Genomic DNA, 25,451 nt, shown 5'->3' on the forward strand with positions numbered 1-25,451 from the left:
GAGTAGAAGTTTTAAAACAAAATTAAAATTAAAAATATTAAATTAATCATTGACAAGTGAAAAGTAAAATGGTAGAATTTAGATATGCTGGAAGTGCGAAATATAATTACCACTACAGCATACATATTAGAATCGGTTTTAGACCACTCTAGTCGTTCATAAACGTGTGATATAAGTTGTGATGTATAAATTCTCATTTCGGAAAAATAAATCGTCTGTGAGTGTATGAGGTAGGCTAAAACAGTTTTGATTAAAAATTTAATTTTGAGGGGGAAATTGAAATGGACATTAACAGAAAATATCGTATTACGTCAAATGAGTATAATATTATACTGCAAGAAAAACAGAAGGTATTAGACAAAGAAACTGGTGAGAATAAAACTATATATAAGAATGCGGGGTACTTTTCAGACCTACATTGGTGCTTAAAGAATATGATTAAAAAAGAGATTAAATCTACCAAAATGGAAGACTTGCAAACCATAGTACATAAAATAGATGAATTGTATAAGTTAATAGACGGATTAGACAATATTACAGTAGATGATTTAAGAGCTAAAGAAGAAAACAATGATGTAGATTTAGAATAATATATAAAATATTAAATTAATTGTTGGAATAAAATAGAAGGGGGATTAAGTGGTAGAATTAATATGATAAAAAAAGGCGTAAATACATACATAATAAATTTAGAGGGTGCTTACATTTACAAAGAAATGATAAGTGAAAGCAAAAACTATTCAACGAAAAACATTGATGAAAGCAAACTATATACAGCGACAGTGCCATATAATTTAGAAACAATAAGATTAGATAAAGAGTATGGTAATGAAATAATAACAGTAGATGGTAAACAATATACTAAATCTTTAATAAATATTAACTTTAGCAAAAATTATATAAAATGGATAGATGATAAAGATAAAGAAGGGAAAAAGATAAGAAAAAAAGAAAAAGCTAGCAAGAAAAAAATAAGAAGGTATATATACAAAAATGGTTTTATTCTTGATGGTATCAAATACATATTTTATAAAAGAGGAGCTTCTAAGGCTAGAACTGGAAATGCTTTATTCATAAAAGAATATATGTACAATAAACTGATGAGAAGAAGCAGATTAATACATAATAACTTTAAAGATAGCAATAAAGGATTAGTGTTTGAAGAAGGTGAAGAGTGCGATATAACGTCATTAAACGCATATCAATCGTTAATACTTAGTGGACTTGAAGATACCATAACAATAGATCCAAAATCAATATTGTTAATTGATGATATAAAAAGCAAACCTTTTAAAACTAGAGCAAGTGTAACTAAACAAGTTAATAAAGAATTAGTTACGAAGACTGAGATAATAGAACGAATTAATAATATGACAGATGGACAAGGGCTACTAGATGAGTCAGTATTCAAACTAGCTAATAGAGAGTCTAAGGGCATGATGCTGCTAAGGAATGATTTTTTTAAATGTTGTTCATTCAATACAAAAATACAGAAGTTCTTCAAAGATCAAGGCATAACTGAAGTAACTGATATGTTTGGGAGAACTTTAAAAGCAGAAGATATAAAACTGATAACAACTCCATCTTCTATAAAATATTTGAAGTTTTCATATAAATTTGATAGTAAAGAAGAGTGTTATGATAATTGGTTAAAAAACATTGATAGCACATTTGGAATAGTCAAAAGTGATGGAATGGGGAATTACGGAACATGGAATAGAACCACATATCAAATATTAAATAGTATGCCATTTACAAAAAAAGATATAAGAGAATTAATTGAACCTGAATTAGTGTATATACATAATTTAAAGAATAACTTAGCCTATTTCAAGAATCATATTGCAATTAAAAACGATGAAGTTGAGCTGTTGGAGAATGATATCGGTGAATTAGTCAAGTCTGAAGAAAAAGGAATTGAATTTATTTCTGAAAATGATACATATAAGACTTCTGAATTAGTCAATAATTTGCTAGCAATAAATAGTGATTTTCAATATACAACAATATTTAAAACTTGGAAAAGAGATCAAATTACGAGTTATATCAATGAACTTAGAAAAGGGAAAATAAGATTGAAAGATACTTTTTATTGCACGATTGTTGCTAATCCGTATGAAATGCTATTAAGCAGCATAGGAAGATACACAGGGGATACATTAGCGAAAGATAAGGAGGTTTATTGTAAATACTACAACGATGGGCAAGAGTTAGCTACCTTTAGAAATCCTCATATAAATTGTGGAAATGCGATGGTAACTATAAACAAGTGGCATGAAGAATATAGATATTTCAATTTAACAGACAATATCCTAATCGTAAATGTTAGTGATAATGATTTGCCAGATAGAGGTCAAGGGTTAGATTTTGATAGTGATACTTTATTATTAATTCCCAATAAAACAGTAGTTGAAGTTGCTAAAAGATGCTTAATTTATCCGACTCCAATTAATTTAGTAAAAGGGGATAGTAAGAAAAGATTCAATACAAACAAAGAGCTGGCTAAACTTGATTATGTATTGAGTAATAATTTTATAGGTAAAATTATTAATAAGTCACAAATAATAAATAGTTATATGTGGAATTGTAAGCATAATGGAGCTGACGAAGGACTTGTAAATAAATTATACGATATTTCATCTATGTTATCTTCATTAAGCCAAATAGAATTGGACAAGGCTAAAAAAAGTTTTGACAATATTTCTATGGCTAAAGAATTACAAAAGATAAACAACATAGAATACAATGGTGAAAAATTAATAAATATATTAGAGGAACTTGATGAAAAAGGCAATAAAATAAAAAAAATGATTGTGCCTAACTTCTTTGGATATGTAGCAGCAGACAATACATATAGGGATTTAACTAAGTTTGAAACTTCAATGGATTATTTACAAGAAATATTGGATTTAGAAAAAAAGTCTAATAGAACATATAGAAAAAATATTAAAGATTTATTAGTTAAAGCAAAGGAATTAGAAGGGGTTAGAAACCTTACTGAGCAGCATGAGAATATATTTAAAATAATAAGCAAATGTGGCAAAAAAATAAATTCATGTAATATGCCGACTTGCCCATTGAACTCTAATGGTAGAGCTACTGTTATTATAAACTCAAAAAAAGAAGCGATTCAAGAACTATCTAAATTAAAGATTAATAGTAAAACCATATTATCCATATTAAATAAATGTTTTTCTAAAGATAAGACACAGTGGAGCAGATATGGAATGCTGACACTAAATTTATTATATAACAGCCATACTCTTGAAACATTGACTGTGTTTAAGAGTAATGACAACAATGACACTGAAACACTGGTAATAGATAAGTATGGAGATATAAATATATTTGGAGTCAGGTACAAAGTTCAAAATAGTAAAAACTAATGAAAAGCGAATATTTTATTTTTGCAATCACCCTCAAAGCTAGTGGTATCAACGGTTACAGAGGTTTAAGTTAACGAGGTTATATAGAATAGCACTTAAATAAATTAGGTGTTATCATTTCCCTTTCATCTCTCCTAAATCGGCTAGACTTTTTAGTTTTGGTCTAGCCATTTTTAGGAATTAGAGTAGGGATAAAATAAGCAAATAAAAGGCAAAAGCCTTTTAAATATAAAAATATTAAATAATAAATTGAAATTAAAGGAGAGATTTTAAAATGGAAAAAGAAACAACAAAAAAAATGTTAAAAGGTGAATTAGTGTCAGTGGTAGCGGAGACATTAGGAACAACTAAAAAGGATGGAGAAGTATTTTTAGATAACTTTGATTTGGTTATTGAGGCATTAGCGGAAAAATTAGAAGTTGATCAAGTTGTTAAGATAGGAAATTATATGACAATGGAGAAAGTACATATTAAAGAACATGAAGCTAGAAATCCAAGAACAAAAGAAACTGTTATAGTATCAGCTCATCATGAGCCAAAAGTTAAAAGAACTGCTGCTCTTAAAAATATGTTCAAATAGTATTACATATGTTTATCTATTGGGATCACCCTTATCGGCGGCATTAAGGTGATTTCTTAAAAGGGAAGGTTTAATCAATCTTCCCTAATTAAAAAAGATTGGGGCGTACATGTTTATGGGGGAACAAATCAAATTTTACGACACAAATATATTACTTGATTTTTTAGATGAAATAAGTAGTAATGGGGATAAAATATATTTATCTTCTATAACTTTAAAAGAGTTAGAACAAATAAAAACAAATAGAAATAAAGATGAGGATGTTAAATATAAAGCTAGATCTATTACAAGATGGTTGAAAGATAATGAAGATAAATATGAGTGTATAGTGACTGAAAAATATCATTATGATTTATTAGAGTCATTTAGTTTAGAAGTTACAAATGACAATTTGATAATAGCTAGTGCGTATGATTTAGCGAAAAACAATGATTTAGTCTTCATTACTGGAGATTTGAGTTGTTATAATATCGCACAAAACGTGTTTAGCTTAAAATGTAATAGTATGGAAGCAAAAGAAGATGAGTATAGAGGGTTCAAAGAAGTTGTAATGACAGATATTGAACTGGCAAATTGGTATGAAAATAAGGTTAATCATTGGAACTTAATAGACAATGAGTATTTATTAATATATAACATAGAGAATAAGGTGATAGACCATTATAGATATTCAAATAATGAGTTTATGCCCATAAGAGCAAAAGATATTAAATCGACTTATTTAGGCAAGTTTAAGCCGTTAGATGTACATCAATTAATAGCGGTGGACAGTTTAAGTAATAATCAGATGACAATGATAAAAGGGAAAGCAGGAAGTGGTAAAAGCTTAATATGCTTAAGTTATTTATTGAGTGAATTAGAGAAAGGGAATATTGATAAGATTGTTGTATTTGTAAATAGCCCTAAAGTTCGTGGAAGTGTGCCATTAGGATTTTATAAAGGTACGCGAACAGAAAAATTGTTAGATTCACAAATAGGAAGCTTTTTATCATACAAGCTAGGTGGCAAAATAGGGATAGAAGAATTAATTGAAAATGAACTATTAGAGTTGCTACCAATGTCTGATATACGTGGAGTGGATTTATCAGGCGGTAAATATGGTGTATACATAACAGAAGCACAGAATACGTCAATAGATCTGATGAAATTAGCTATACAAAGAGTAGGGGAAAGCTCAAAACTTCTTATAGATGGGGATTACACCACACAGGTTGATGATGTCTGTTTCGAAGGAAGTAATAATGGAATGCAGCGTGTAAGTCAAGTATTTAGAGGACAAGACTTATATGGAGAAATTGAATTACAGGAAATACATAGGTCAAAAATAGCTGAGATTGCAGAATTAATGTAAAAATATTAAATAAAAATAAAGGGAGAGATTAATAATGGCAAAGAAACTAACAAACATGATTGAATATGCGTTGAAAGGTGAATTGGCAGAATTAGAAAATGGAATTATAAGAACTGAAATAAGAAAAAAAGACATTACAGAAGAAGATTCAGTTGACATAGGTGAAATGGTTGCAGACATAAATAAATTTTGCAATGAAAACAAAAATAAAAATATTGAAATGAAATTTTCAATTAAAGTAATTGAAGAATAATTATATGTAGTAGATACTCGTATGAGATTTGACTATTTTTAAGGTGTATCCAGCCTTTAAAAGTGGAAACTTTAGTTCAGGGTATAACTACCCTTAATACTAGTAAATACATAAAATATTAATTTTAATTTAATAATGTAAAATAATTAATGATTAAAGCATAACCTATTCTTGGTCGGATGGTGTGCTTTTTTCATTTGTCTAATAAGAAAACGTGGTGTAAGTAGCACACTTTAAATAGAGGTATGGGTTCGAATCCTATAGTTTTCAATAATATCCCCCTTCCTTTAGAAAGCTCTAGTTTTAAACTAGGGCTTTATTTATTTTTAATTTCAAGGAGAAATAGACTATGGAAAATATGACTAATAAAAAAAGAAAGCAAAAAACATGGTGTAATTATTGCAATAAGTTTGTATTTGTAGATGCAATAGAAGATGTTTTTTTAGATGAAAATGGTCAAAAACATTATGATTGTCCTGAGTGTGGGTATGAAATATATGATTCAAAAAGTAAGTAAAAAATATTAAATTAATTTAAAGGTGGAGAGCTATGGGAGAGTTGAAGAAAGATTATAATGAAAATGCATTTCCTTTAGATAATGAGGAATTTGTAGATTATAGATATAGAATTACTATGAATAAAGACAGCTATAATCTAACATGGCAAGATATAAAAGATCTATGCATGTGTTTTTACAATGAAAAAGTTTCAGACAACTGGAGAAAATACGTGTATTATCGCAAGGAAAAAGAAGATATAGAACTTAAAGACTGTAATAGAATATTGGCAATTTCAGATATACATGTTCCTTTTAATTTAGATATATCAATATTTTCAGAGTATCGAAATAAAGTGGACACTTTGGTTATAAATGGAGATTTACTAGATTGTTATAGTCTAAGTAAATTTACCAAATTATATAGACAGCCATTAATAGATGAGCTAATTAAAGCAAGAGAATATGTTATTAATTTAGTTAATTATATAAAGCCTAAGAAAATTATAGTCGTAAGTGGAAATCACGAGATAAGACTAGGTAAAGTTATTGCGGATAAAATAGGCACTGATTTATTGGATTTAATGCCTACTGATGCTATGGCGTTTCTATTTGATACAGGTTTTAATCAATATAATCATCAAGATAAAACAAAGACAGTATATAATCCATTAAATAAAGTATTTGAAGAAGAAGGCATAGAGACTATATATGCAAATAACTTTTGGTATAAAGAAGGAAGAACAATATTTGTACATCCTTTAGCATTTAGACAGAATCCATTAAGTACAAGTGTTAAGGCTTATAAATATTTTATAGGAAAAGGATTGGAGTTTGACACAATCGTTATGGCACATACACATAAGTTAGGGTTCTGTAAATATTCAAATTATAATTTGTATGAGCAAGGTTGCTGTTGTGAACTAAGTAAGATGAACTATATGGACATGAGGCTACCTGAAACTGAACAAAGTAATGGTTTTATGTACATGATTCAAGATGCAAATGGCAATTTGAATTATGAAAAGACTAAGTTGATATCAATTTAATTTACATAATTACGATTAAATCTACTAAATTTAGAAAATAAAATGTTTACGGGAGTGAGAGAGATGATTAATACAATAGATTACCTAACAGGTATCTTAAAAAGAAATGATGATGTTTCTATAATTGCTGATATAGATGTAATAATGGAAATTTTACAAGGTATAAAGAGAAATGAATTTAAAAATGTAATTGACTCATATGAAGAAGAAGCAGACTTGTTAATGTTGACAAAAGTTAATGGGGAATTAATTATAGAAAATGCTTTAACTGAGAATGGAAAAGTGAAATACTGTGATTCTGAAATTGTAGTGATTGAAGATGAAGTAGAAGGTTTAATTAAAAATATGGAACAGGATCTAAATGAATTATTTGAAGCTAAGTGGAAAGAGCTTTTTAGCATTGAGGATTAAAAAGAAATAATAAAATATTAAATGAAAAAGGATGTTATTTATGGAAGGATATCAAAATAAAATGTTAAATTCACAAAAGAAGTTGGTGATATGTAACTGGAAAAGAGGGAGTGGCAAAACTACAACACTAATTAAAAAAATATTAGTACCAAATAAAAAAATATTGTGGATTAGTAACAATCATTTAAACTTTTTAAATCATTGTATAAAAGATGTTATACCTGAAAATATAGAGATTGAAACTTTACACCAATATTTAAATGACAAGCTCATCATTAAATTTAAGGATGGTAATAGAACGACTATTCATATTGTTAATAATATAAACAGTTCTCAAATTGAAGGTGAAGGAAGTTATGACTGGATAATTGGAGATGAAGTATTTATAAATAAAGAGTGCATACAAAGTAACATTAAGTTAAAAGAAGATGGACAAATTATTTGTGCTTTTACGGATGATGATGTGGAGTATGTAAGTGATGAAGATTATAACGGCGAGGATACTCAAATAAATATAAAATTTAATAGGTTCATTGATAATCAAATAATTAAACTATTGGATGAGTTTGAGTATAGTGAGAAAAAAGAAAAGATATTATATATGATTGAAAAATTAATGAGACTGAAAAGAGAAGGTAGAGAAGTTTTTTAGTATAAAGTAATAGGGTACATAAAAATATTAAACGAAAGAGGTGATGGAGGTGGCAAAAAGTAATAAGCAAACAAAATATTTAACTTGTACAAACCCTGAATGCAATAAAAAGCTGGCAGAGACCAATTTCTACAATTCAAAGTCACCTTTGTTTCCAAATGGAAAAGTGAATATATGTAAGAATTGTATTAAAGAAATGATTGACTATTCAGATATGGAAACAATATATGCTGTTTTTAGGATTTTAGATATACCATTTTTTTATAATAGATGGGAAGAAGCGTGCAGAAAAACTCCTAAAAATCCATTCGGTAATTATATTCGTATGGCAAATTCAGGACTGAATGAATTTAAAGGAGCTAGGTGGAAAGATAGTGCTTTTAAAGAAGAAAAAAGTAACCATGACGAAATTCAGGACATATACAAAATAGAAGACATAGAAAAGGATTTATTAAAAGATTTCAAACCAACAAAAGAAATGCTGATAAAATGGGGAACTAAATATAATCCTGAACAATATATAAAATTAGAAAATTTCTACACTGAAATGATGGAAAAAAATAATATTGAAACTCCTCAAGATATGGACTATTTAAAGAAAATATCTGTAATTTCAATGAAAATTGATGAGGAGTTAGAGGCAGGACATTACGCACAAGCAAAACAACTTGGGGATTTATTTTCTAAATATATGGCAGATAGTAAGTTTAGAGCTATGGATAAAACAGATGCAGATAAGACAGGTGGTATAAGAAATTTTAGCACGATATATGCAGAAGTCGAATCAGATGGTTTTATTCCGCCTTGGGAATATTATAGAAAGATAAAAGGATTATCGCAAGATATAATTGATAAATGTATAATGCATATGGAAAATTTTACTCTCAAACTTAATAGAGCAGAAAAAATGACAGACCCTCCATATGACACACCTAAACTTACTCAAGAAGAAACTACGGAAGATATAAGTGGTTAATATGTCTATAATAAAAAAATTTAGCAAAACAAAAAAAGAAGTACGAAATAGTGACTATAATGATAATCCTCAAAATAGAGAAACAAATAAAGTCAATGAATTAATGTTGAAAGGCTTTAAGAAAAATAAAGAAAAATGGAGAGAATTATGCAGTTATTTTAGATTCTATCCAGATAAATTTATTGATTTTATTTCTCAGCCAGATGCAAAAGTAAGCCTATATTTCTATCAAAGAATATATTTAAGAATAATGATGAGATATAGAAAAGTGTTTATAACTGCAACAAGAGGTACATCAAAATCATATTTACAAAATCTATCTTTTATATTGAAATGTATATTTTATCCAAGAACAAAACTATTTGTTACGTGTGTAGGAAAAGAACAAGCAGCAAAAATATCTCAAGATTGTATAGATGATATTTTTGAGCATTATCCATTATTAAAAGAAGAGGTTAAAACTTTTATAAGGTCTAAAGATTATACAAAACTAATATTTCATAATGGTAGTAGGTATGATGTCGTACAAATGCGTGATTCAACTAGGGGCGGAAGGCGTTATGGTGGTGCTATCGAAGAAATATGCGATAAAAAGTTTGATGGAGATATGCTAAATTCAGTAGTTATTCCATTGATGGCTAACGATAGAACCGCAATGTGTGGAAAAGTAGATCCTAACGAAAACCATAAATCAGAATTATATATTACAACCGCTTCGAATCAACAACATTTCGCCTATCAAAAAATGCAGGAAGTCTATGCAGAACAATTGCAGGGAAAGTCAGCATTTTGTATAGGAAATTCTTATGAATTACCCTGCATGTTTGGACAATTGGACATAGATTTCGTAGAAGATTTAAAGGAAAGTCCTACATATGCAATAAGTGACTTTATGAGGGAATATGAAAGTATTTATACTGGTTCAAATTCAGACAATTTAGTTTCAGAGGATAAATTAAATAAATCAAGAATTGTAAAATGTGCAGAATGGGAACATTGTAATGATGATAATGTTGAATATGTCCTAGCATATGATGTAGCAAGAGAAGAAGGTAATGCAAATGCGTTGTCGGCATTGATTGTTATTAAGCTAACACCAAAAGATGATGGTACATATATCAAAGAAATAGTAAATGTTTTTAGTATGGAAGGTACGCATGACACAATCCAAGCAAAGTTTTTAAAACAAAAAGTCAATGAATTTAAAGCAAAAATACTTGTTATAGACGCAAATGGATTAGGTTCAGGAGTTTGCGATCAATTAGTATTAAGATTAGATGATGGTAATCCTTCATACTCTGTAGTTAATAGAAGTGAATACGATAAATATAAGCAGCCTGATAGTATTCCTATGGTTTTTGCATTAAAATCACAAGAAAAAGAAACTAAGAATACTGACATTATCAATAGATTCATGACTATGATGAATAGAAATGATGTTGGCTTTTTAGTAAATCCTAATGTTGGGCTAAAGGAATTAGAGAAAAGATACAAAAAGAAGATAAAAGATAGTGAGGAAATAGCAGAATTGCAGATACCATATATATTGACAAGTAATATGATAGATCAAGTAATGAACTTGAGATATAAACAACAAGGGAATGTAACTCAAGTTGAAAGGATATCATCGAGAATACAAAAAGATATGTATTCTGCATTGTCATATGGGCTATTTTGGGTATATTTAGAAGAAAGAAAGAATGTAGAAAGAAAATTTAAATCTAACTTTGATCCTAGACGTGCTATAAAATTTAGGAAACCAAAAACTCATTATTAAAATATTAAATTATTAAGAAAAGAGGTGAGATAAATATCATCAGCTAACAAAGAAGAATTAAAAAAACAATTAAGTGACATACAGGCTAAAAGGGATAAAGCTTTGAAATATGCGAGAGCAATGACTAACATGCCTTTAGACGGTGTAATCACGACTAGTCAAAAAAGCAAAATGATGAAGAAATATGATAAAGAAGAAATAAGAAGATATTTAGAGAATCCTTCAAAGCATGAAGCAAAATTAAGAGAAGTCGTTGATTATTTATGTACAATATCACCTCAGTTCTGTAGATTAATAGAATATATACCTAATATGGCAATTATAACTCCATTTATAAAGCAAAAAATGAGGCTATATAGTAATGGAAGGAAAACAGCGTCAGAAAAGGCTAAAACTGATTTTAACAAAATGTGTGATTATGCCGAAAAGTTTGATATAAAATCAACATCAATAAAAATATTAAAAGAGGTTTTTAAATATGGTATATTTTATGGCGTAGAAGTTGAAGGAGCTTATACAACATACATAAAAAAATTAAATCCTAACTTATGTAAAATAATTAGTGAAGGTGAATATGGATTAGGTATTGCTTTTGACTTTTCATATTTTGATAATAATGAATTTGTATTAAAAAAGTCGTATCCACCTGTATTTGAACAGCTATATAAAGACTATAAGAATAGAACAAAAACCTTACCTAACTTAGATGTTAAGTGGCAGCCTATACCAGAAAATTTAACACTAGTTGTTAAATATGATACTACTAATTTAGATTATAGTGTTCCGCCATATGTAAATATTTTTAGTGCATTGTATGATCTCGAAGAATACCAAAGCTTAAACAAAGCTAAAGTAACTGCTGAAAACTATACTTTGATAGGATTAAAGATACCTACATTAACCAAAGCAGATAAGGAAGACGACTATGCAATAAGTAATGATATGATAGATGCTACTACTATGCAATTAGATGACTCATTGCCTGAATATATGGGGTATTTCACTACTGCAACTGATATCATTCCTGTAAAGGCTTCAACATCAGGTGATAATAAAATAGATAATGTTTCTAATGCAGTTAAAAATGTATGGAATGCTTCAGGATTCGCAGAGAGTATATTTGGTGTTGATAATAATAATAGTGGTACTTTAGATTATTCAATCAAAGTGGACGAGCAACAATTATTTCCTATATATGACCAGCTAGAAAAACATTGGGACTTAAAATTAAAGGCTAAATTTAAGAATAAATTTAAATTAAAATTATTAAAAACAACATGGTTCAACATAAGTGATATGATAAAAGATTTCTTAAATTCAGCACAAGCAAGTATTCCAGTGGCTACAGTTGTACCTCTATTGTTAGGATTTGAAATTAGTGACCTAGAGGATTTGGCGTTAATGCAAACAGAAATATTTGACATATTAAATAAATGGACTCCTTTACAGTCTAGCCATACAACAGCTAACGATGGAGCTGGGAGACCAAAGAAAGATGCAAAAGATCTAACTGATAGTGGCGAGCAAACTATTTCAAATGATAGCAACAACAAGAGGTAGGTGATACAATGGATGATTTAATTTATTGCTTTGATGAAAAGACTAAGGCAGAGTTATTGAGAAGCAACTATAGTTTCATGTGTAAAACAAAATATAAAGGTAAAGATGCTTTCTTATTTATAAATGATGGAAAAAAGCTAACTTTTACAGAAGGAACAATAAGAGTTAGTAGAAGAATGGTATTTTGAGAGGAGGTGAAATAGTGAAAAGAAAAATAATCTCACTTCCAATAGAAAAATACACATTCTCGGAGATCACAAATGATTTAGCTAAGGTAAGTATTCAAGTTTATCATGATGGATACAATCCAAATGGAAGTTTTTTTGAATATGAATCATTTGATAAAAGCAAAGAATCTTTTAAAAATAAACCTATATGCTGTGCTTATGAATATGATGATAATGATGAAATAGAGGATTTTAAAGAACACAATGAAGAAGAGCAACCATGTGGAGTAATCCCAGAAACTAATAATTTCGGCATAGTAAACATTGATGAATTAAATTGGGCAGTTGTAGATGGAATAATATTCAAAGAATATTGCGAGGAAGCATATCAATTACTTAAAAATGGTAAAAAAATTTCAATGGAGATAGAAGTTCTCGATGGATTTAAAGGAAAAGACGGGTTTTATCATATAAAGCAATTCAATTTACTTTGTGTAACAATACTAGGAGATAGATATAATCCAGCAATGGGAGAAAATGCCACTATAACTTTATATAATAATTTAGATAGTGAAATGTTTGTAACAAAATTTAGTGAAATATTAAGTAAGGTAAATTCAATAGTAAATAATGAATCTACAGAAGGAGGTAAAGAAATGAAACGAAAAGATATTTTAGCGAAATTTTCAGCTTTAAGTAAAGTTGAAGGTTATCAATCTATAGTTGATAATACTGAATTATCAGAAGAAGAATTAGAACAACAGTTATTTACGTTAAGTATGGGTCAGATATCTATGTTCTTACAAGAAACATTATCCACAGAAAAAATTATTAAAAAGTATTGGGATGGTGAAGCTTATGAGACAAATAAGTATTACTTAGAAGATGTTATATCAAAAGATAATATAGCAGTTGTTTATAATACAGAGGATTACAAATATTATGGTATACCATATAACTTTACAGGAGATAAGATCAATATAGATTTCAAAAAATGTAAGAGATATATTATAGGAGATTGGAGAGAATTTTCAGAAGGTGACTTAGATTCTCCTGAGAATATGATAACTACATTTACAAATGAAATAGTTGAACAAGCAAAGAAAGAAATAGAAAATATTAAATCTTCATTTAATGTAGAAGAAACTGAAGAGTATAAAACTCTAAAAGGCGAGTTAGATTCTACAAAATCTAAATTTACAGATTTACAGTCAGACAATGAAAAATTGGAATTAGAAGTAAAGTCTTTAAGAGAATTTAAAGAAAATAGAGAGAATGAAATAAAAAAAGAAACAGTTGATGCAGTTTTAGATAAGTTTTCGGAATTAAAGGAAGTTGAAGGATATGATGAAGTATTTAAAAAAAGGTTTGAATATTCTTTAGAAGACTTAGAAACCAAGCTAAAAGTTCTAGCATTTGACAGTAATACAGTTATAGGCAAAAAACAAAGTTTCTCAAATAAAAATGATAATAAACCAGTACAGTTGCCAGTAGAACCTAGCAATGAGCATGATAAATATACTGGTGTTTGGAACATTTTAGATGAGTATAAGAAAGATTAATTAGAAGATGTACGATATACGTCTTTTTTTATTTAAACAAAACATAAGGTCGTAAAATTAAGGAGGAATAAATATGGCAAATTATTTTAGATGTGACACATCTTTTATGAAAAACACAAATGCAGGAGGTAGATTATATTCTGCACAATATGGTGAAATTATCCCAAATGGATTTATAGGATTTATGGGAAGTTTTATATCAGGATCTAAGGAGGTTAGAACTTTATTAGCACCGACTGCTGAATTAATTAAGGCAGGAACACCTGTAATAGTAATGAAGCCTGAGATAAATTATAAGGAAGATAAGAAAACAGATTATGCATTAGGTATTTTTAGAAATCCTGGGAATAAACCAGTTCCAGCTATTCCCTTTAGTGAATTTGATGGAGTTGATTTATCGGAGGATTATTTTGATTTAGCTGGTAAAACTGGTGACAATTCAGCAAAAATCGAAGTGAATGACTTATTTACACTTCAAGCCAATGGCATAGCAGGGACTCAATTAAAATATGCAGCGTCAGCACCAGCTAAAACATCAGCACATTTTTATTTTAAAGTTGTGGGAGTTAGTAATTCGCATACTGCAGTTTATGTACATAGCGATGGGAATAGATTCCCTAAACCATATAAGATGATAGCTTTAGAAATCATATTTCAGTAGTAAAAAAGGAGGAATTAAAGTATGAATAAGATAGCAAGATTAATATACGACTCATATAAAGGCAATATACCTACACAATATGCTTCTGTATCTAAAAGTGACAGAGAAGAGGCTATTAGAAAGGAATTGTTTAATGTACTAGGTATTGAGAAATTTACCAAGAAAGATTTTAGAAGAGCTTGGAGAGAAAAGAAGAACGAAGTATACGCAATTATAGAAGATGTTGCAAATCAAATTATGATAAATGGCGATTATCAAAAGAATACGTTTTTCAATCAATTCGTTGAAGTGAAAAACTTAGCATTAGGTGATACAAATGAATTCTATGTAGAAGGTAAAAATGAAATAGAATTCGCTGAGTTTTCAGGTTCACATTGGGATTTAAGAAGAACTAGAATAGATGTAGGAAGCTCATTCCAACCTGCAATGAGAGATTACGGTGTTAAAATTTATGAATATTTTGAGAGAGTGGCTAGTGGTAGAACTGATATGAGCAAGTTAGTTGTATTAATTGCAGAAGCCGTTGAAAAGAAATTATCTTCAATAGCACAAGCAACATTTGCAACAGCAATATCAAGCTTACCTACAGAATTCACAGTTGGGGGTTCATATTCAGAATCAGACATAATAGAAATGTTAACCCACATTGAGGCATCTAACGGGCAAAAACCTGTATTAGTAGGTACAGCAGCAGCGATAAGAAAGCTACAAGGAGTTAAAGATTTACCTATTTCTGATAATATGGCAGATACATTGAATGAAATAGGATATTTACCTGTATGGCAAGGTTATAAATGTCTTGAAATTGCACAAGGGCATAAAATAGGAACATTTGAATTTACAATGTCAAATACAGAAATATATGCTTTATGTGGAGATGATAAACTTGTGAAAATGACATTAGAAGGTGACACTGAAGTTAAAGAGATAAGTGATGGAACTACTAATGCAGATAGAAGTATGGAACAAACAGTAGCATTTAAAGCAGGTTGTGGTGTAGCATATTCAAAAATGATAGGCGTAATTTCATTGGCATAATAAAAATATTAAAATAATAGGGTAGACTTTCTGCTCTATTATTTTGCATATGAGGTAATTAATATGGCAGATAAATATTTTAAGACAAGAAGCTATACGTTTTGTATGGCAATTCAATATGTTACAAATAAAAAATTTTATAAGTTTCAAGATAAAAATGGAGTAACATTTTACAGTTTTAAAGTAGACGAGAATTTTTATGAGAAATTAATAAAGCTAAACGACATTAAATTTAGCTAATCTAATATGAAATTCTAATATGAAAGGAAATGATAATATGACAGTTAAAAAAGATAATGAAAAAATACAGGATAAAAAGATTGTAACCAACGAAAAGAAAACTGAAATTACAACAGATAATAAAGTTGAGCAGACAAATATTCAACAACAGATAACACCAGAATTAATGGCACAGATGTTTGCTATTTTCACACAAATGCAGCAACAAGAGAAAGAAATTATTGAAAGTAGAGAAGAAAATATCAAGAATTCTACTGACAAATTTACTAAATCAATGCTTACTAAAATAGAAAATGAAGAAGTAGTAGTACGAAGTGTGTTGCCTAATAGAATTTATATATCACCTAGAACTCAGATTAAGTATAGATGGGACAGTAAAGGGGATGTAGAAACTATGCCAATTAAAGAATTGCTTACAATGGAAAATACAAGCAAAAGATTTTTACACACGCCTTGGTTAATAGTTGAAGATGATAGAGTTGCACAGGCATTTGGTTTAGATGAACTTTACAGCTTAATAGAAAAGGTTGAAGATATAGATACATTAATCTCGCTAACTCCAAGAGAAATTCAAAATATTTTCAACAAATTACCAATTCAATATAAGAAAGACTTCACAAATCAAATATATATCAAGGTAAAGACTAGAGAACTAAAAGATTTATCAATTATAGATTCATTGAATGAAATATTAGGGGTAGATTTAAATAATATGTAGAAAGGAAGTGATTATGTGTATCAGACTAAAATACCATTCGTAAAAGGGCTAGAGAAAGAGTTATCAAAAAAAATTACATTAATTCATGAAAAACCAAAAGCTTCAAATTCAAAAGGTAATATTGGAGAATGTTTTATAGATGATGCAGAAAATAAGATCTATATATGTACTAAAAAAGATACATGGAAAACTATAGTTACAACAGCTTTTACTACTATACCTGCTCCTGAAGAAATTAAGGATAAAGCATAGTCAGTGGAAAATATAACGTCTTTTGAAACTGTATACTCTTTTTTTATAAATAAAATAGAGTCATATGATTATCTGAATTTAGAAAAAGAAGAAATAGAGCAGGATTTAGAAAATAAATTGAAAGTTGCTTTGGCTAAATTTACAACAGCTAAAGATATAAAGGCTGGCTTTGATATAAAAATGTTTAACAGGGAATTAACATATGAAGAGATAGAAATTTTATCACTGTGGATGGTAACTGAATGGCTAAAACCTAAAGTATTAACCGAACAGCATTTATACGATACATTGAGTTCTAAAGACTACGTAAATCATTCACCTGCTAACTTACTAGACAAACTAATTTTGTTAAAGAAAGAATTAGATTCTGAAGCATACTACTGTACAAAAACTTATGGATATAAAAATAGGCGAAGTGGTAAAAAGAAATGAACTATTTAGATTTATACAAGAAAAAATTAAGTAATAAAGGTGGTAATGCAACAGAAGCTATTTTTAACAAGACTAAATATAAAATATCAAATGATTTTAAATTTTCACCAGCTTATAAATTAGGAACATTATTAAAAAGTGATTTAACAGAGGAATCAATTGATACACGTATAGTAAATGTAGATAGAACTGTTAATGATAAAAAAATTTACTTACTTCCAGATAAAATTGTTAGTGAAGGAGATTACATACAATATCCAACAAAAACCTATATAGTAAAGGAATTTGAAGACAATATTTCTTCTCCTTGTGCAATTAGCCAATACTGCAATCAAACATTAAACTGGGAAGGTTTAGAAAATCCATTACCATGTCGTATGTACAATGATAGTTTTGGTACTAAACTTATTGCTAATAATGAGTTTTTACAAGAAACTGATGCAAAAGCAAAAATTGAAGTACAAAGAAATAAATTTACTGAAAGTATAGTTCCAAATATGAGATTTTTATTTGAACATAATAAAAATGGGGTTTATAAAGTTACGGGTATTGATGTTGCATTTAACAAAAATATAATTGTATTAACAACTAAAAAAGATGATTATAGGAAAGAAGACGATTTAGAAAACAATATAGCATATAATGAGTTCCTATCAAAAACAGAACCTTTAGTTGAATACAAGATAATAGGTTCAGAACGTATTAATATTAATAGCAAGAATGAATATAGAATTGAACCTAATATTAATTGTAGCTGGATTATAAGCAATGAAAAAGTAGCAAATATAATATCAAAGAGCAATGGTAGCTGTGTTATTAATGCAGTAAAGAAAAATGATTTCTTTACATTGACTGCTAAAGATAAGAATGGTGTTGAATTGGCAAAAATGAATATATTTACAGGGGTGAGGTGATGAGTTGGCTACTGATTTTAATAATAAAAACATCGGCACAGTATCGAATAAATTAAGAAAGATGCCATTATTAAAAAGATATATCATAGATAAGATAGATGAAAATCAAGATATTAAAAGATTAACTCGTTACCCTAATATATCTCCTTTAAGTGAATCTAGCTTAGATTATTCAGGAAATTTAATAAACCAGCCTGATTTAAAACTTACATTGAAAGAAGACAATGTAGAAGGGGACAAGGTATTGTTTGCACATGGTTTTAACCCTGATATGGAGAACGAGAAAAAAATATACATATTTGTTCAAAACTATACCAATGACTTTAAAAACTTAATAGGTAATAATAAGTTTTATGTTCATATACTATGCCCTGAATGCTATAATGACCTTGCATTTTATGGGCAAGAAAGAATATATGAAATTGCTATTAAAATAATTGATATATTAGATGAACATACAATTGAAGGTGATTTACAAAAAGAATTAGGCATGATTAAGTTCGAAGTTAGTGGCACTGGTGATGAAGGAAGAATGGCTAAGTCTAAAGATGTAATTAGATATAGCTTTCCTGTGATTGCAAAAACTATGAATACAAGGACAAGAGTATATGAGTAAGTTAGATAACTATTTCATGAAACCACAAGAAGTTCAGGGTGTAGGTCTGGTGTATCCTGTTAAATTATATGATTATGAAAGATTTAAAGAATTAGCAATGAGATATGTAGTGTTAGATATTAAATCTTTGAATAATTTTCAGAAGCAAAATAAACTGGGTATATTGCCTTTCGATAACTTATATGACTTTTTGGTTGAACGGATAAAAGCAAATGAATATAATATAGCTTTCATCAATGAGCAATCAAAAATGTTGGAAGGCTTTACAGAGGAACAAGTCGTTAAAATAATGGGAGAAAATGAAGATATTAAAACATATTTTAGTTTAGTGCAAAACTTTGTAAATGTAAAAGGGGAATTATGTGAATTAATTTGTTTTACAGTAAAGAATAATGTGTGTTTTGATTTTAATTCTAATTCTTTTCTTATAACCAATGAAGAGAATGAGCTTATTGGAGTAATTAATAAAGATAATTTTTATACGTATAGAGAAAAGATTATGGAACAGAATGTTTTGTTTGAGCCTAGAATAGCACCAAATAAGAGGTCACAAGAAATGCTAGACAAGAAGTTTAAGAAAAAAGGGAATGGAGCAGAAAGTGATTTAGAAGCAATTGTAGCATTGGTTTCTACGGCAGCACATGTAGATGTGAGTAATTATACTTACTATAGGTTAATGGCAGACTTCTATTCCATAATAAAACAAAAAGAATACGATGGTTTCTTTGTATTTAAAGCAAATGGAGTAACAACTAAGAATGGTGGGGATTTAAAAGCTCCAGATTTAACAGAAAAACTAGATATACTATATAATCCATTTGCATTTGAAAATGTTTATAAGAAACATGAGGAAACAGAGTTAGACAGGCAGTTATCAAATAGATAGCTGTCTTTTTATATTTAAATATTAAATTAATAGGGAGGAATAATTTATGGCAATTAATAAAATAGAAAATCCATACTTATTAGAACAGTATATGGAAATTTCAACAGCTGAAGTTATAGCAATCAATAGAGCTACTGGCATGGAAATGTTCTTTGGTACATTAGAAAGTGACGAACTTTCACACAACGTTGATGAAGAACCAATCAAAGGTGGTATCTACAATGATACGATAATGACTATTAACAAGAATAAAGAGATAAAATTTAAGGCTGTAGATGTAGTTTCAAGAATGGACGTTCAATTAAATAAGTTAGGAGCAAAATTAAAAACTGGTACAGTTTTAGCTTGGCATTTCCCACATAACTATCCTGTAGAGAAAAAAGATGACGAAAGCTTATTTATACCGTTAGATGAATTACCTGTAGACATAAGAGAAGTGTGCATATATGAGCATAAAAATAACAAGATGCTAAAAGCTGGGGAAGATTATGAAATAAAAGAAAATAGTAAAGAAATTATAATAAAAAATAAAGAAGTAAAAGAGAATGACAACCTATATGTTACATCATACCAATATAAGAAAGAAAATGTACAATATGCTGACATTACTGGTAAGCCACAACCTCAGACATTTACATTAATAGTTAGAAAACCATTGTTTAACACACATGATGTTATTGTAGCATGGAAGCAATACTACTTCCCAAAAGCTAAAATGAGTGGATCATTTACCTTATCTGGTAATACAGAGAAAACAAAGAATACAGAAGAAACAGAATTTACTATAGAGAAAGACATTGCATATGATTACTTAGGTAAAATTATGTTTATACCAGATGCAGAGGCAGAGGCAGTTGAGAAACAAGAAGGCTTTATAAAACAAGATAGTACTACTGATAAAACTAAGTCTACTAAATAGGTATAAAATGGGGATTTTAATTTAATCCCCATTATTTTTAAAATATTAAATTATAAAATATTTATAGAGTATATATAAGTGTGTATTGCATAAATATTTTAATTGTTATTTAAATAAGTCGTAAAACTAAATAATATCTAATAATTTTGAAGAATGTGTATTAATTTTGGGATATTTTATTACTTAAGCTGTTTACAAAATATGGTAAAATGAAGTAAATAACTTATCAAAACGATCTATATCTTTGCATAATGTTGCATAATTTAAACAGAGGTGGTAAAATGTACCCAAGAAATGGTGATAATTCGATTATAAAAAAGTGGACAAGTTGTGACAAGCATTATTTTATAGTTGCAAGACTTAAGAGGGGTGGAGAAATAATGGCTAAAGTTGTTAGTTTTACGGATTACAAGAATAAGAAATTAGATAAAAAAAATTCTGTTAATCAAAATAGCCATAAAAATAAGTATTTAGAAGCTTATAAAAATATGGATGAAGAAAAAAGAAAAATGCTAAATGGCTGGTTATTAGATGAAATGTGATTGGGGGAAATTATATGGCTCAATATGATATTAAACCTATAAAAAATATAAAAGATGAAGATATACTAAGGGGTAATTTTTACTGGGCAGCCGTACCATATTCTGAAGCAAGACCATTTTATATTTTTAAAAAGGACAAGTTGCAAGGCAAAAGTGGAAGAAAAGTAAAAGAAAATAATGCTTTTACAAACTCAAAAGTGAAATCAGACATTATAGATGTTATCATAAGACATAAAAGAAGAATGGTCGTTGTACTTCAAGCTGATGATATAAATGCGGACAAGCATTATCCTTTTGTCTATGTTCTACCGATAACTACTTTTAACGGTGATGAATCTAAAATTGAATTTATTAAGAATAATAATGGTGATATAATACAATATCATTATATAGGCGATATCACTGGTAAAGAATCTGTGGTGAATATTAGTGATGTTAAAAGAATTCATAAAACATTGCTTTTAAAAAAGATAAAATCAGAAAAGCTTCCTGATGAAGTTCTAGAAGATGTATGTATTAAGTTAGCGTCATATATGGATATTCAAAAACTAGAGAAATGTGATGAATGTCTATATAATTATGAAAATTATATGAATTCTACACAGAAACAGTTAGAGACGGCAGTCGGACAAATAGAAGAATCGTTACAACAAATTGCATCTAATGATGAAAACAAAATTAAGAAATTTGATACTACTAAATAAACCGAGTTAAAGAATGACTTGGTTTTTTTATTGCAAAATTTTAACATTGAACATATAATAATATTAATGAGTATGCTAGAGAGATGTTAGGGGAGAGAATTTAATGGGAACGTTTTTATGGATAATAGGAATTGGGTTTGTTGTATTTATAATATATGCAGCGTGTAATTCAAAAAAATGGAGTGAGGAATCACAAAAATATTTTACTGAAAAATATGCAAAACAGGGGAAAAAGTATGTAGCTCACTATTATGGTAGCACTCATAAAATTAAATATATATCGGGATTCAAAGATAAGGGAGTGTGTGATATATACTCTATAACACTCACAGATAAGGATATAGAAATCGAGTTTGAAGATAAGGTAAAAAAAACCTATGAAGAAAGATTTGTATTAAAAGAGAATATAAAGGATATATATATAAGTAGTGAATATGAGCTAAAAGAAAAAATATCCGCAGGAAAAATAATGGTGTTTGGATTGATGGGACTTGGAATGACCCGCAAAGAAGAAGAGATAAAAGAATACATTGTAATTGAGTGCAAATACGAGAATTATAATACAGCTTTGGTATTAAAACAAAATGGATTAAATGGTATAGTTAAGGATATGAGAGAATTATATTTATAAGCCAATAATGTAAAAAATGAAAGACTGGGAGGAATCTCCTAGTCTTCTTTTTCGTCAATTATATCAATAATATTAGTAAGTTTAATTCTATCATCTAGCTTGTAAAAGAAATTATAAAGATTTTCCAAATCTTCTTTGTTAATACGTTGGATACTGTTGTCAACGTACATTTTTAAAGTCGATGGTCTTATATTACATTCAAGTGCTACTTTTCTTTGACTTAACATGTATTTATCCAATAATTCATTTAATTTAAATTCTACTTTATAGATTTCAATCACCCCCAATAGCAATATTTTATCACTTTTAAAGTATTAAATCAATTTTATTAAAGCCATAAGAATAATTTAGTATAGTGTTGACTTATAACTATAAGAGTGATATATTGTAACCATAAGGTAATTACATCAAATACATACACAGGGGGAATAAAAATGAATAATAAAGACTTAATGGTAATTAATAGAGACAAGCTAAATGAGAAAATGGGTTTCATAGCTCCACCAGATTACAAGGGTAATACAATCACAGCATATTTATTTGGTGAAATACCGATAAAGATTGCCACTGATATGACTCAAGAAGAATTCAATAGATTATGTGATGGGGAATTGTATTAATTAATTTGGGGGTATTAGAGATGTTAAAAGAGGTTTACAAAGAAATACTAGAAATGTCAGGAGTTAGCTTTCAAAAAGAAATAGAGGGATTTTTAAAATGCGGAGAAAATTATATTTATTACGGTAAGAAATACATACAAGATATAGAGAATAATAAATATTTAGATGACTGTGAAAAAGATAATATATACGAAAAAGTGATTAAGTTTATTAGTAATGAAGAAGTCAAAGAACTAATTAAATTTGATGATATAAAAGATATTTGGATATATAACAGTGAAGATCCAGGAGGCTGTGATTATGAAGATACACTAGAGATTGAATATGAGAATGGCAATATATTTACAATAGTGTCTGTGTAAGGAGGTGCAGCACCATGAAAGTAACTGAGACAGGGAGAAAAATATGTGAGACTAATGAAGAATTTTGGGAAGAAATTTCGAAGGTTTGGGATTGGGAAAAGAACGGAGATTTGAAACCTACTGATTTAACTAGAGGGATACATAAAAAGATATGGGTTAAGTGCATAGAAAAAGAATATCATGGAAGTTATGAAATTAGCTGTACCAATTTCAGACAAGGTGCAAGATGTTCGTATTGTAGTCTTAATAGCGGAAAAGTACACTCGAAAGATAGTTTTGCTCAATGGGGCATAGACACTATAGGAAAAGACTTTCTAAGTAAATATTGGGATTATAAAGAAAATAAAATAAATCCTTACAAATTAGCTCCACAAGCCAATAAAAAAATTTGGATAAAATGTAGAGATACTGATTATCATGGTAGTTATGAAGTCGTTGCTTCAAAGTTTTATAAAGGAGCTAGATGTCCATATTGCATGAGCAGACAAATACATCCTAGGGACTCGTTTGCACAGTATCATACAGACAATACTGACGAAAATTTTCTTGAGAAATATTGGGATTATGAAAAAAATACACGTAATCCTTGGGAAATTAGCCCTACATCATTTAAAAAAGTTTGGATAAAATGTCAGGAGAAGGAACATCATGGAAGTTATGAAGTTAATTGCAGTAATTTTAAAAAGGGGAGCAGATGTTCATATTGTTATAGCATGAAAGTACATCCTAAAGATTCTTTTGCATGGTATCACATAAACAATACAGATATGAATTTCATTGAAAAATACTGGGATTATGAGAAGAATAGCAAATTAGGAATTGATCCATATAAGTTAAGCGTAAGTTGCAATAAGAGAATATGGATTAAATGTCAAGAGAAAGAATATCATGAAAGCTATGAAGTTCAATGTGACGTATTTACTAAGGGACATAGGTGTCCGTATTGTGTTAATCGCAAAGTACATCCTAAAGATTCTCTAGGATCTTTATATCCTGAAATTTTAGAAATTTGGTCAAGTAAAAATGAAGTATCTCCATTTAAAGTATCTCCACATAGTGGTAAGCATAAAATATGGTGGAAATGTGAAAAAGGGAAGCATGAAGATTATTATAGATATGTAGTAGCTCAAACAACGGGTAGACAAAGTGGATTCAGATGTCCTGAATGCGTAAGAGAAAGAAATGAAAGTTTTTTGCAAGAGAAAGTAAAATTATATTTAAAAAAGCTGAACTATGTGGTATTACATGAAAATAGATGTAGAATAGTTCCTGTTAATCCTAAAACTAAAAATATATTACCATATGACAACGAAGTGCCAGAATTAAAACTAATTATAGAAGTGCATGGAGTACAACATTATAAAAAAAGTGGATGGAATACTCGTGCAGCTAAAAAGAAGAAAACGACTGTAAGCTATGAACTCCATAAGAGAAAGCTTTACGACAGGTACAAACGTATGTATGCGAAATCCAAGGGCTATCATTATTTAGAAATTCCATATTGGACAGATAATGAAGAAGAAGAGTATAAAAAATTAATAGACAATAAAATAAGAGAAATTATAGAAAATATTAAAAAGGCAATTTAGATTAATTATAAAGCACAGGTTGTCAAATTATAAAAAGAATTCTTTTTAATAAATAAAAGCAAAAATACGCAATTGACTANNTTAATTTAATGTACAAAATTTTGAAA

General features: G+C 28.7%; 31 protein-coding genes and 1 tRNA gene. 31 read left to right on the forward strand and 1 reads right to left on the reverse strand.

Annotation, left to right across the window (positions count from 1 at the left end; genetic code table 11):
• Nucleotides 1-281 precede the first annotated feature (281 nt).
• The 28 genes from B3603_RS16540 to B3603_RS16675 all read left to right on the forward strand — a co-directional run bounded on the left by B3603_RS16540 (nucleotide 282) and on the right by B3603_RS16675 (nucleotide 22,773).
• Nucleotides 282-590, forward strand: coding sequence for a hypothetical protein (locus tag B3603_RS16540; protein ID WP_291566933.1), 309 nt, complete (start codon nucleotides 282-284; stop codon nucleotides 588-590).
• Between the two features lie 63 nt (nucleotides 591-653).
• Nucleotides 654-3,386: a hypothetical protein gene (locus B3603_RS16545; protein ID WP_291566936.1), complete on the forward strand. Its 2,733-nt coding sequence runs from the start codon at nucleotides 654-656 to the stop codon at nucleotides 3,384-3,386.
• A gap of 274 nt (nucleotides 3,387-3,660) precedes the next feature.
• Nucleotides 3,661-3,966, forward strand: a complete 306-nt coding sequence (locus B3603_RS16550) for an HU family DNA-binding protein (RefSeq protein ID WP_291566938.1) — start codon at nucleotides 3,661-3,663, stop codon at nucleotides 3,964-3,966.
• Between the two features lie 115 nt (nucleotides 3,967-4,081).
• On the forward strand, nucleotides 4,082-5,317 hold the full coding sequence (locus B3603_RS16555) for a PhoH family protein (protein ID WP_291566940.1): 1,236 nt from the start codon (nucleotides 4,082-4,084) through the stop codon (nucleotides 5,315-5,317).
• 34 nt (nucleotides 5,318-5,351) lie between these two features.
• Complete coding sequence (locus B3603_RS16560; protein WP_291566942.1) at nucleotides 5,352-5,570, forward strand: hypothetical protein; 219 nt, start codon at nucleotides 5,352-5,354, stop codon at nucleotides 5,568-5,570.
• A gap of 208 nt (nucleotides 5,571-5,778) precedes the next feature.
• Nucleotides 5,779-5,840 (forward strand) — tRNA-OTHER (locus B3603_RS16565).
• Between the two features lie 79 nt (nucleotides 5,841-5,919).
• Nucleotides 5,920-6,087, forward strand: coding sequence for a hypothetical protein (locus B3603_RS16570; protein ID WP_291566944.1), 168 nt, complete (start codon nucleotides 5,920-5,922; stop codon nucleotides 6,085-6,087).
• Between the two features lie 32 nt (nucleotides 6,088-6,119).
• Nucleotides 6,120-7,115: a metallophosphoesterase gene (locus B3603_RS16575; RefSeq protein ID WP_291566946.1), complete on the forward strand. Its 996-nt coding sequence runs from the start codon at nucleotides 6,120-6,122 to the stop codon at nucleotides 7,113-7,115.
• Nucleotides 7,116-7,178: 63 nt separating this feature from the next.
• Nucleotides 7,179-7,526: a hypothetical protein gene (locus B3603_RS16580; RefSeq protein WP_291566948.1), complete on the forward strand. Its 348-nt coding sequence runs from the start codon at nucleotides 7,179-7,181 to the stop codon at nucleotides 7,524-7,526.
• A 40-nt stretch (nucleotides 7,527-7,566) separates the two neighbouring features.
• Nucleotides 7,567-8,178 carry a hypothetical protein gene (locus tag B3603_RS16585; protein ID WP_291566950.1) on the forward strand — a complete coding sequence of 204 codons (612 nt, stop codon included), beginning with the start codon at nucleotides 7,567-7,569 and terminating at the stop codon, nucleotides 8,176-8,178.
• Nucleotides 8,179-8,227: 49 nt separating this feature from the next.
• Entirely contained in the window at nucleotides 8,228-9,154 is a 927-nt protein-coding gene (locus B3603_RS16590; RefSeq protein WP_291566952.1) for a hypothetical protein, read from the forward strand.
• Between the two features lies 1 nt (nucleotide 9,155).
• Nucleotides 9,156-10,931, forward strand: a complete 1,776-nt coding sequence (locus B3603_RS16595) for a hypothetical protein (RefSeq protein WP_291566954.1) — start codon at nucleotides 9,156-9,158, stop codon at nucleotides 10,929-10,931.
• A 102-nt stretch (nucleotides 10,932-11,033) separates the two neighbouring features.
• Nucleotides 11,034-12,491 (forward strand): hypothetical protein, encoded by a 1,458-nt coding sequence (locus B3603_RS16600; protein ID WP_291566956.1) that lies wholly within the window; start codon nucleotides 11,034-11,036, stop codon nucleotides 12,489-12,491.
• 8 nt (nucleotides 12,492-12,499) lie between these two features.
• Nucleotides 12,500-12,679, forward strand: a complete 180-nt coding sequence (locus B3603_RS16605) for a hypothetical protein (RefSeq protein ID WP_291566958.1) — start codon at nucleotides 12,500-12,502, stop codon at nucleotides 12,677-12,679.
• Between the two features lie 14 nt (nucleotides 12,680-12,693).
• The gene (locus B3603_RS16610; RefSeq protein ID WP_291566960.1) at nucleotides 12,694-14,220 is read left to right on the forward strand and encodes a hypothetical protein; all 1,527 of its coding nucleotides are present in this window, start codon (nucleotides 12,694-12,696) and stop codon (nucleotides 14,218-14,220) included.
• A 73-nt stretch (nucleotides 14,221-14,293) separates the two neighbouring features.
• A complete protein-coding gene (locus B3603_RS16615; RefSeq protein WP_291566962.1) occupies nucleotides 14,294-14,881 on the forward strand; it encodes a hypothetical protein in 588 nt (195 codons plus the stop codon).
• A gap of 21 nt (nucleotides 14,882-14,902) precedes the next feature.
• Entirely contained in the window at nucleotides 14,903-15,919 is a 1,017-nt protein-coding gene (locus B3603_RS16620; protein WP_291566963.1) for a hypothetical protein, read from the forward strand.
• A 63-nt stretch (nucleotides 15,920-15,982) separates the two neighbouring features.
• On the forward strand, nucleotides 15,983-16,159 hold the full coding sequence (locus tag B3603_RS16625; protein WP_291566965.1) for a hypothetical protein: 177 nt from the start codon (nucleotides 15,983-15,985) through the stop codon (nucleotides 16,157-16,159).
• A gap of 37 nt (nucleotides 16,160-16,196) precedes the next feature.
• Nucleotides 16,197-16,877 carry a hypothetical protein gene (locus B3603_RS16630; protein ID WP_291566967.1) on the forward strand — a complete coding sequence of 227 codons (681 nt, stop codon included), beginning with the start codon at nucleotides 16,197-16,199 and terminating at the stop codon, nucleotides 16,875-16,877.
• Between the two features lie 15 nt (nucleotides 16,878-16,892).
• Nucleotides 16,893-17,129, forward strand: a complete 237-nt coding sequence (locus tag B3603_RS16635) for a hypothetical protein (RefSeq protein WP_291566969.1) — start codon at nucleotides 16,893-16,895, stop codon at nucleotides 17,127-17,129.
• A gap of 3 nt (nucleotides 17,130-17,132) precedes the next feature.
• On the forward strand, nucleotides 17,133-17,561 hold the full coding sequence (locus B3603_RS16640) for a hypothetical protein (protein WP_291566971.1): 429 nt from the start codon (nucleotides 17,133-17,135) through the stop codon (nucleotides 17,559-17,561).
• Entirely contained in the window at nucleotides 17,558-18,475 is a 918-nt protein-coding gene (locus tag B3603_RS16645; RefSeq protein ID WP_291566972.1) for a hypothetical protein, read from the forward strand. Before B3603_RS16640 ends, B3603_RS16645 begins: the two co-directional genes overlap by 4 nt.
• A 4-nt stretch (nucleotides 18,476-18,479) precedes the next feature.
• Nucleotides 18,480-19,091, forward strand: coding sequence for a hypothetical protein (locus B3603_RS16650; protein WP_291566974.1), 612 nt, complete (start codon nucleotides 18,480-18,482; stop codon nucleotides 19,089-19,091).
• Entirely contained in the window at nucleotides 19,084-19,977 is an 894-nt protein-coding gene (locus tag B3603_RS16655) for a hypothetical protein (RefSeq protein WP_291566976.1), read from the forward strand. Before B3603_RS16650 ends, B3603_RS16655 begins: the two co-directional genes overlap by 8 nt.
• A gap of 46 nt (nucleotides 19,978-20,023) precedes the next feature.
• Nucleotides 20,024-20,896, forward strand: coding sequence for a hypothetical protein (locus tag B3603_RS16660; RefSeq protein ID WP_291566978.1), 873 nt, complete (start codon nucleotides 20,024-20,026; stop codon nucleotides 20,894-20,896).
• Between the two features lie 281 nt (nucleotides 20,897-21,177).
• Nucleotides 21,178-21,438 carry a hypothetical protein gene (locus tag B3603_RS16665; RefSeq protein WP_291566980.1) on the forward strand — a complete coding sequence of 87 codons (261 nt, stop codon included), beginning with the start codon at nucleotides 21,178-21,180 and terminating at the stop codon, nucleotides 21,436-21,438.
• A gap of 14 nt (nucleotides 21,439-21,452) precedes the next feature.
• Complete coding sequence (locus tag B3603_RS16670; protein WP_291566984.1) at nucleotides 21,453-22,142, forward strand: type II toxin-antitoxin system PemK/MazF family toxin; 690 nt, start codon at nucleotides 21,453-21,455, stop codon at nucleotides 22,140-22,142.
• Nucleotides 22,143-22,245: 103 nt separating this feature from the next.
• Nucleotides 22,246-22,773 (forward strand): hypothetical protein, encoded by a 528-nt coding sequence (locus tag B3603_RS16675; RefSeq protein WP_291566987.1) that lies wholly within the window; start codon nucleotides 22,246-22,248, stop codon nucleotides 22,771-22,773.
• Nucleotides 22,774-22,811: 38 nt separating this feature from the next.
• Here the strand turns inward: B3603_RS16675 and B3603_RS16680 are convergent, their stop codons facing one another.
• Nucleotides 22,812-23,000, reverse strand: coding sequence for an XRE family transcriptional regulator (locus B3603_RS16680; RefSeq protein ID WP_291566989.1), 189 nt, complete (start codon nucleotides 22,998-23,000; stop codon nucleotides 22,812-22,814).
• A gap of 207 nt (nucleotides 23,001-23,207) precedes the next feature.
• On the opposite strand from B3603_RS16680, the gene B3603_RS16685 reads away from it, so the two are divergent.
• From B3603_RS16685 to B3603_RS16695, 3 genes are read left to right on the forward strand one after another with little or no spacing between them, the layout of a single operon-like run.
• The gene (locus tag B3603_RS16685; RefSeq protein WP_291566991.1) at nucleotides 23,208-23,393 is read left to right on the forward strand and encodes a hypothetical protein; all 186 of its coding nucleotides are present in this window, start codon (nucleotides 23,208-23,210) and stop codon (nucleotides 23,391-23,393) included.
• A gap of 20 nt (nucleotides 23,394-23,413) precedes the next feature.
• The gene (locus B3603_RS16690; RefSeq protein WP_291566993.1) at nucleotides 23,414-23,755 is read left to right on the forward strand and encodes a hypothetical protein; all 342 of its coding nucleotides are present in this window, start codon (nucleotides 23,414-23,416) and stop codon (nucleotides 23,753-23,755) included.
• Between the two features lie 14 nt (nucleotides 23,756-23,769).
• Nucleotides 23,770-25,344: a zinc-ribbon domain-containing protein gene (locus B3603_RS16695; RefSeq protein WP_291566995.1), complete on the forward strand. Its 1,575-nt coding sequence runs from the start codon at nucleotides 23,770-23,772 to the stop codon at nucleotides 25,342-25,344.
• Nucleotides 25,345-25,451 lie beyond the last annotated feature (107 nt).

It is taken from the genome of Clostridium sp. UBA2485 (assembly GCF_002341865.1).
Classification (GTDB): Bacteria; Bacillota; Clostridia; order Clostridiales; family Clostridiaceae; genus Clostridium_J.

Coding starts and splice junctions, on each gene's coding strand:
- B3603_RS16540 (WP_291566933.1), top strand. CDS start 282: ATGGACATTAACAGAAAATATCGTATTACGTCAAATGAGTATAATATT.
- B3603_RS16545 (WP_291566936.1), top strand. CDS start 654: ATGATAAAAAAAGGCGTAAATACATACATAATAAATTTAGAGGGTGCT.
- B3603_RS16550 (WP_291566938.1), top strand. CDS start 3,661: ATGGAAAAAGAAACAACAAAAAAAATGTTAAAAGGTGAATTAGTGTCA.
- B3603_RS16555 (WP_291566940.1), top strand. CDS start 4,082: ATGGGGGAACAAATCAAATTTTACGACACAAATATATTACTTGATTTT.
- B3603_RS16560 (WP_291566942.1), top strand. CDS start 5,352: ATGGCAAAGAAACTAACAAACATGATTGAATATGCGTTGAAAGGTGAA.
- B3603_RS16570 (WP_291566944.1), top strand. CDS start 5,920: ATGGAAAATATGACTAATAAAAAAAGAAAGCAAAAAACATGGTGTAAT.
- B3603_RS16575 (WP_291566946.1), top strand. CDS start 6,120: ATGGGAGAGTTGAAGAAAGATTATAATGAAAATGCATTTCCTTTAGAT.
- B3603_RS16580 (WP_291566948.1), top strand. CDS start 7,179: ATGATTAATACAATAGATTACCTAACAGGTATCTTAAAAAGAAATGAT.
- B3603_RS16585 (WP_291566950.1), top strand. CDS start 7,567: ATGGAAGGATATCAAAATAAAATGTTAAATTCACAAAAGAAGTTGGTG.
- B3603_RS16595 (WP_291566954.1), top strand. CDS start 9,156: ATGTCTATAATAAAAAAATTTAGCAAAACAAAAAAAGAAGTACGAAAT.
- B3603_RS16605 (WP_291566958.1), top strand. CDS start 12,500: ATGGATGATTTAATTTATTGCTTTGATGAAAAGACTAAGGCAGAGTTA.
- B3603_RS16615 (WP_291566962.1), top strand. CDS start 14,294: ATGGCAAATTATTTTAGATGTGACACATCTTTTATGAAAAACACAAAT.
- B3603_RS16620 (WP_291566963.1), top strand. CDS start 14,903: ATGAATAAGATAGCAAGATTAATATACGACTCATATAAAGGCAATATA.
- B3603_RS16625 (WP_291566965.1), top strand. CDS start 15,983: ATGGCAGATAAATATTTTAAGACAAGAAGCTATACGTTTTGTATGGCA.
- B3603_RS16630 (WP_291566967.1), top strand. CDS start 16,197: ATGACAGTTAAAAAAGATAATGAAAAAATACAGGATAAAAAGATTGTA.
- B3603_RS16645 (WP_291566972.1), top strand. CDS start 17,558: ATGAACTATTTAGATTTATACAAGAAAAAATTAAGTAATAAAGGTGGT.
- B3603_RS16655 (WP_291566976.1), top strand. CDS start 19,084: ATGAGTAAGTTAGATAACTATTTCATGAAACCACAAGAAGTTCAGGGT.
- B3603_RS16660 (WP_291566978.1), top strand. CDS start 20,024: ATGGCAATTAATAAAATAGAAAATCCATACTTATTAGAACAGTATATG.
- B3603_RS16665 (WP_291566980.1), top strand. CDS start 21,178: ATGTACCCAAGAAATGGTGATAATTCGATTATAAAAAAGTGGACAAGT.
- B3603_RS16670 (WP_291566984.1), top strand. CDS start 21,453: ATGGCTCAATATGATATTAAACCTATAAAAAATATAAAAGATGAAGAT.
- B3603_RS16675 (WP_291566987.1), top strand. CDS start 22,246: ATGGGAACGTTTTTATGGATAATAGGAATTGGGTTTGTTGTATTTATA.
- B3603_RS16680 (WP_291566989.1), bottom strand. CDS start 23,000: ATGTTAAGTCAAAGAAAAGTAGCACTTGAATGTAATATAAGACCATCG.
- B3603_RS16685 (WP_291566991.1), top strand. CDS start 23,208: ATGAATAATAAAGACTTAATGGTAATTAATAGAGACAAGCTAAATGAG.
- B3603_RS16690 (WP_291566993.1), top strand. CDS start 23,414: ATGTTAAAAGAGGTTTACAAAGAAATACTAGAAATGTCAGGAGTTAGC.
- B3603_RS16695 (WP_291566995.1), top strand. CDS start 23,770: ATGAAAGTAACTGAGACAGGGAGAAAAATATGTGAGACTAATGAAGAA.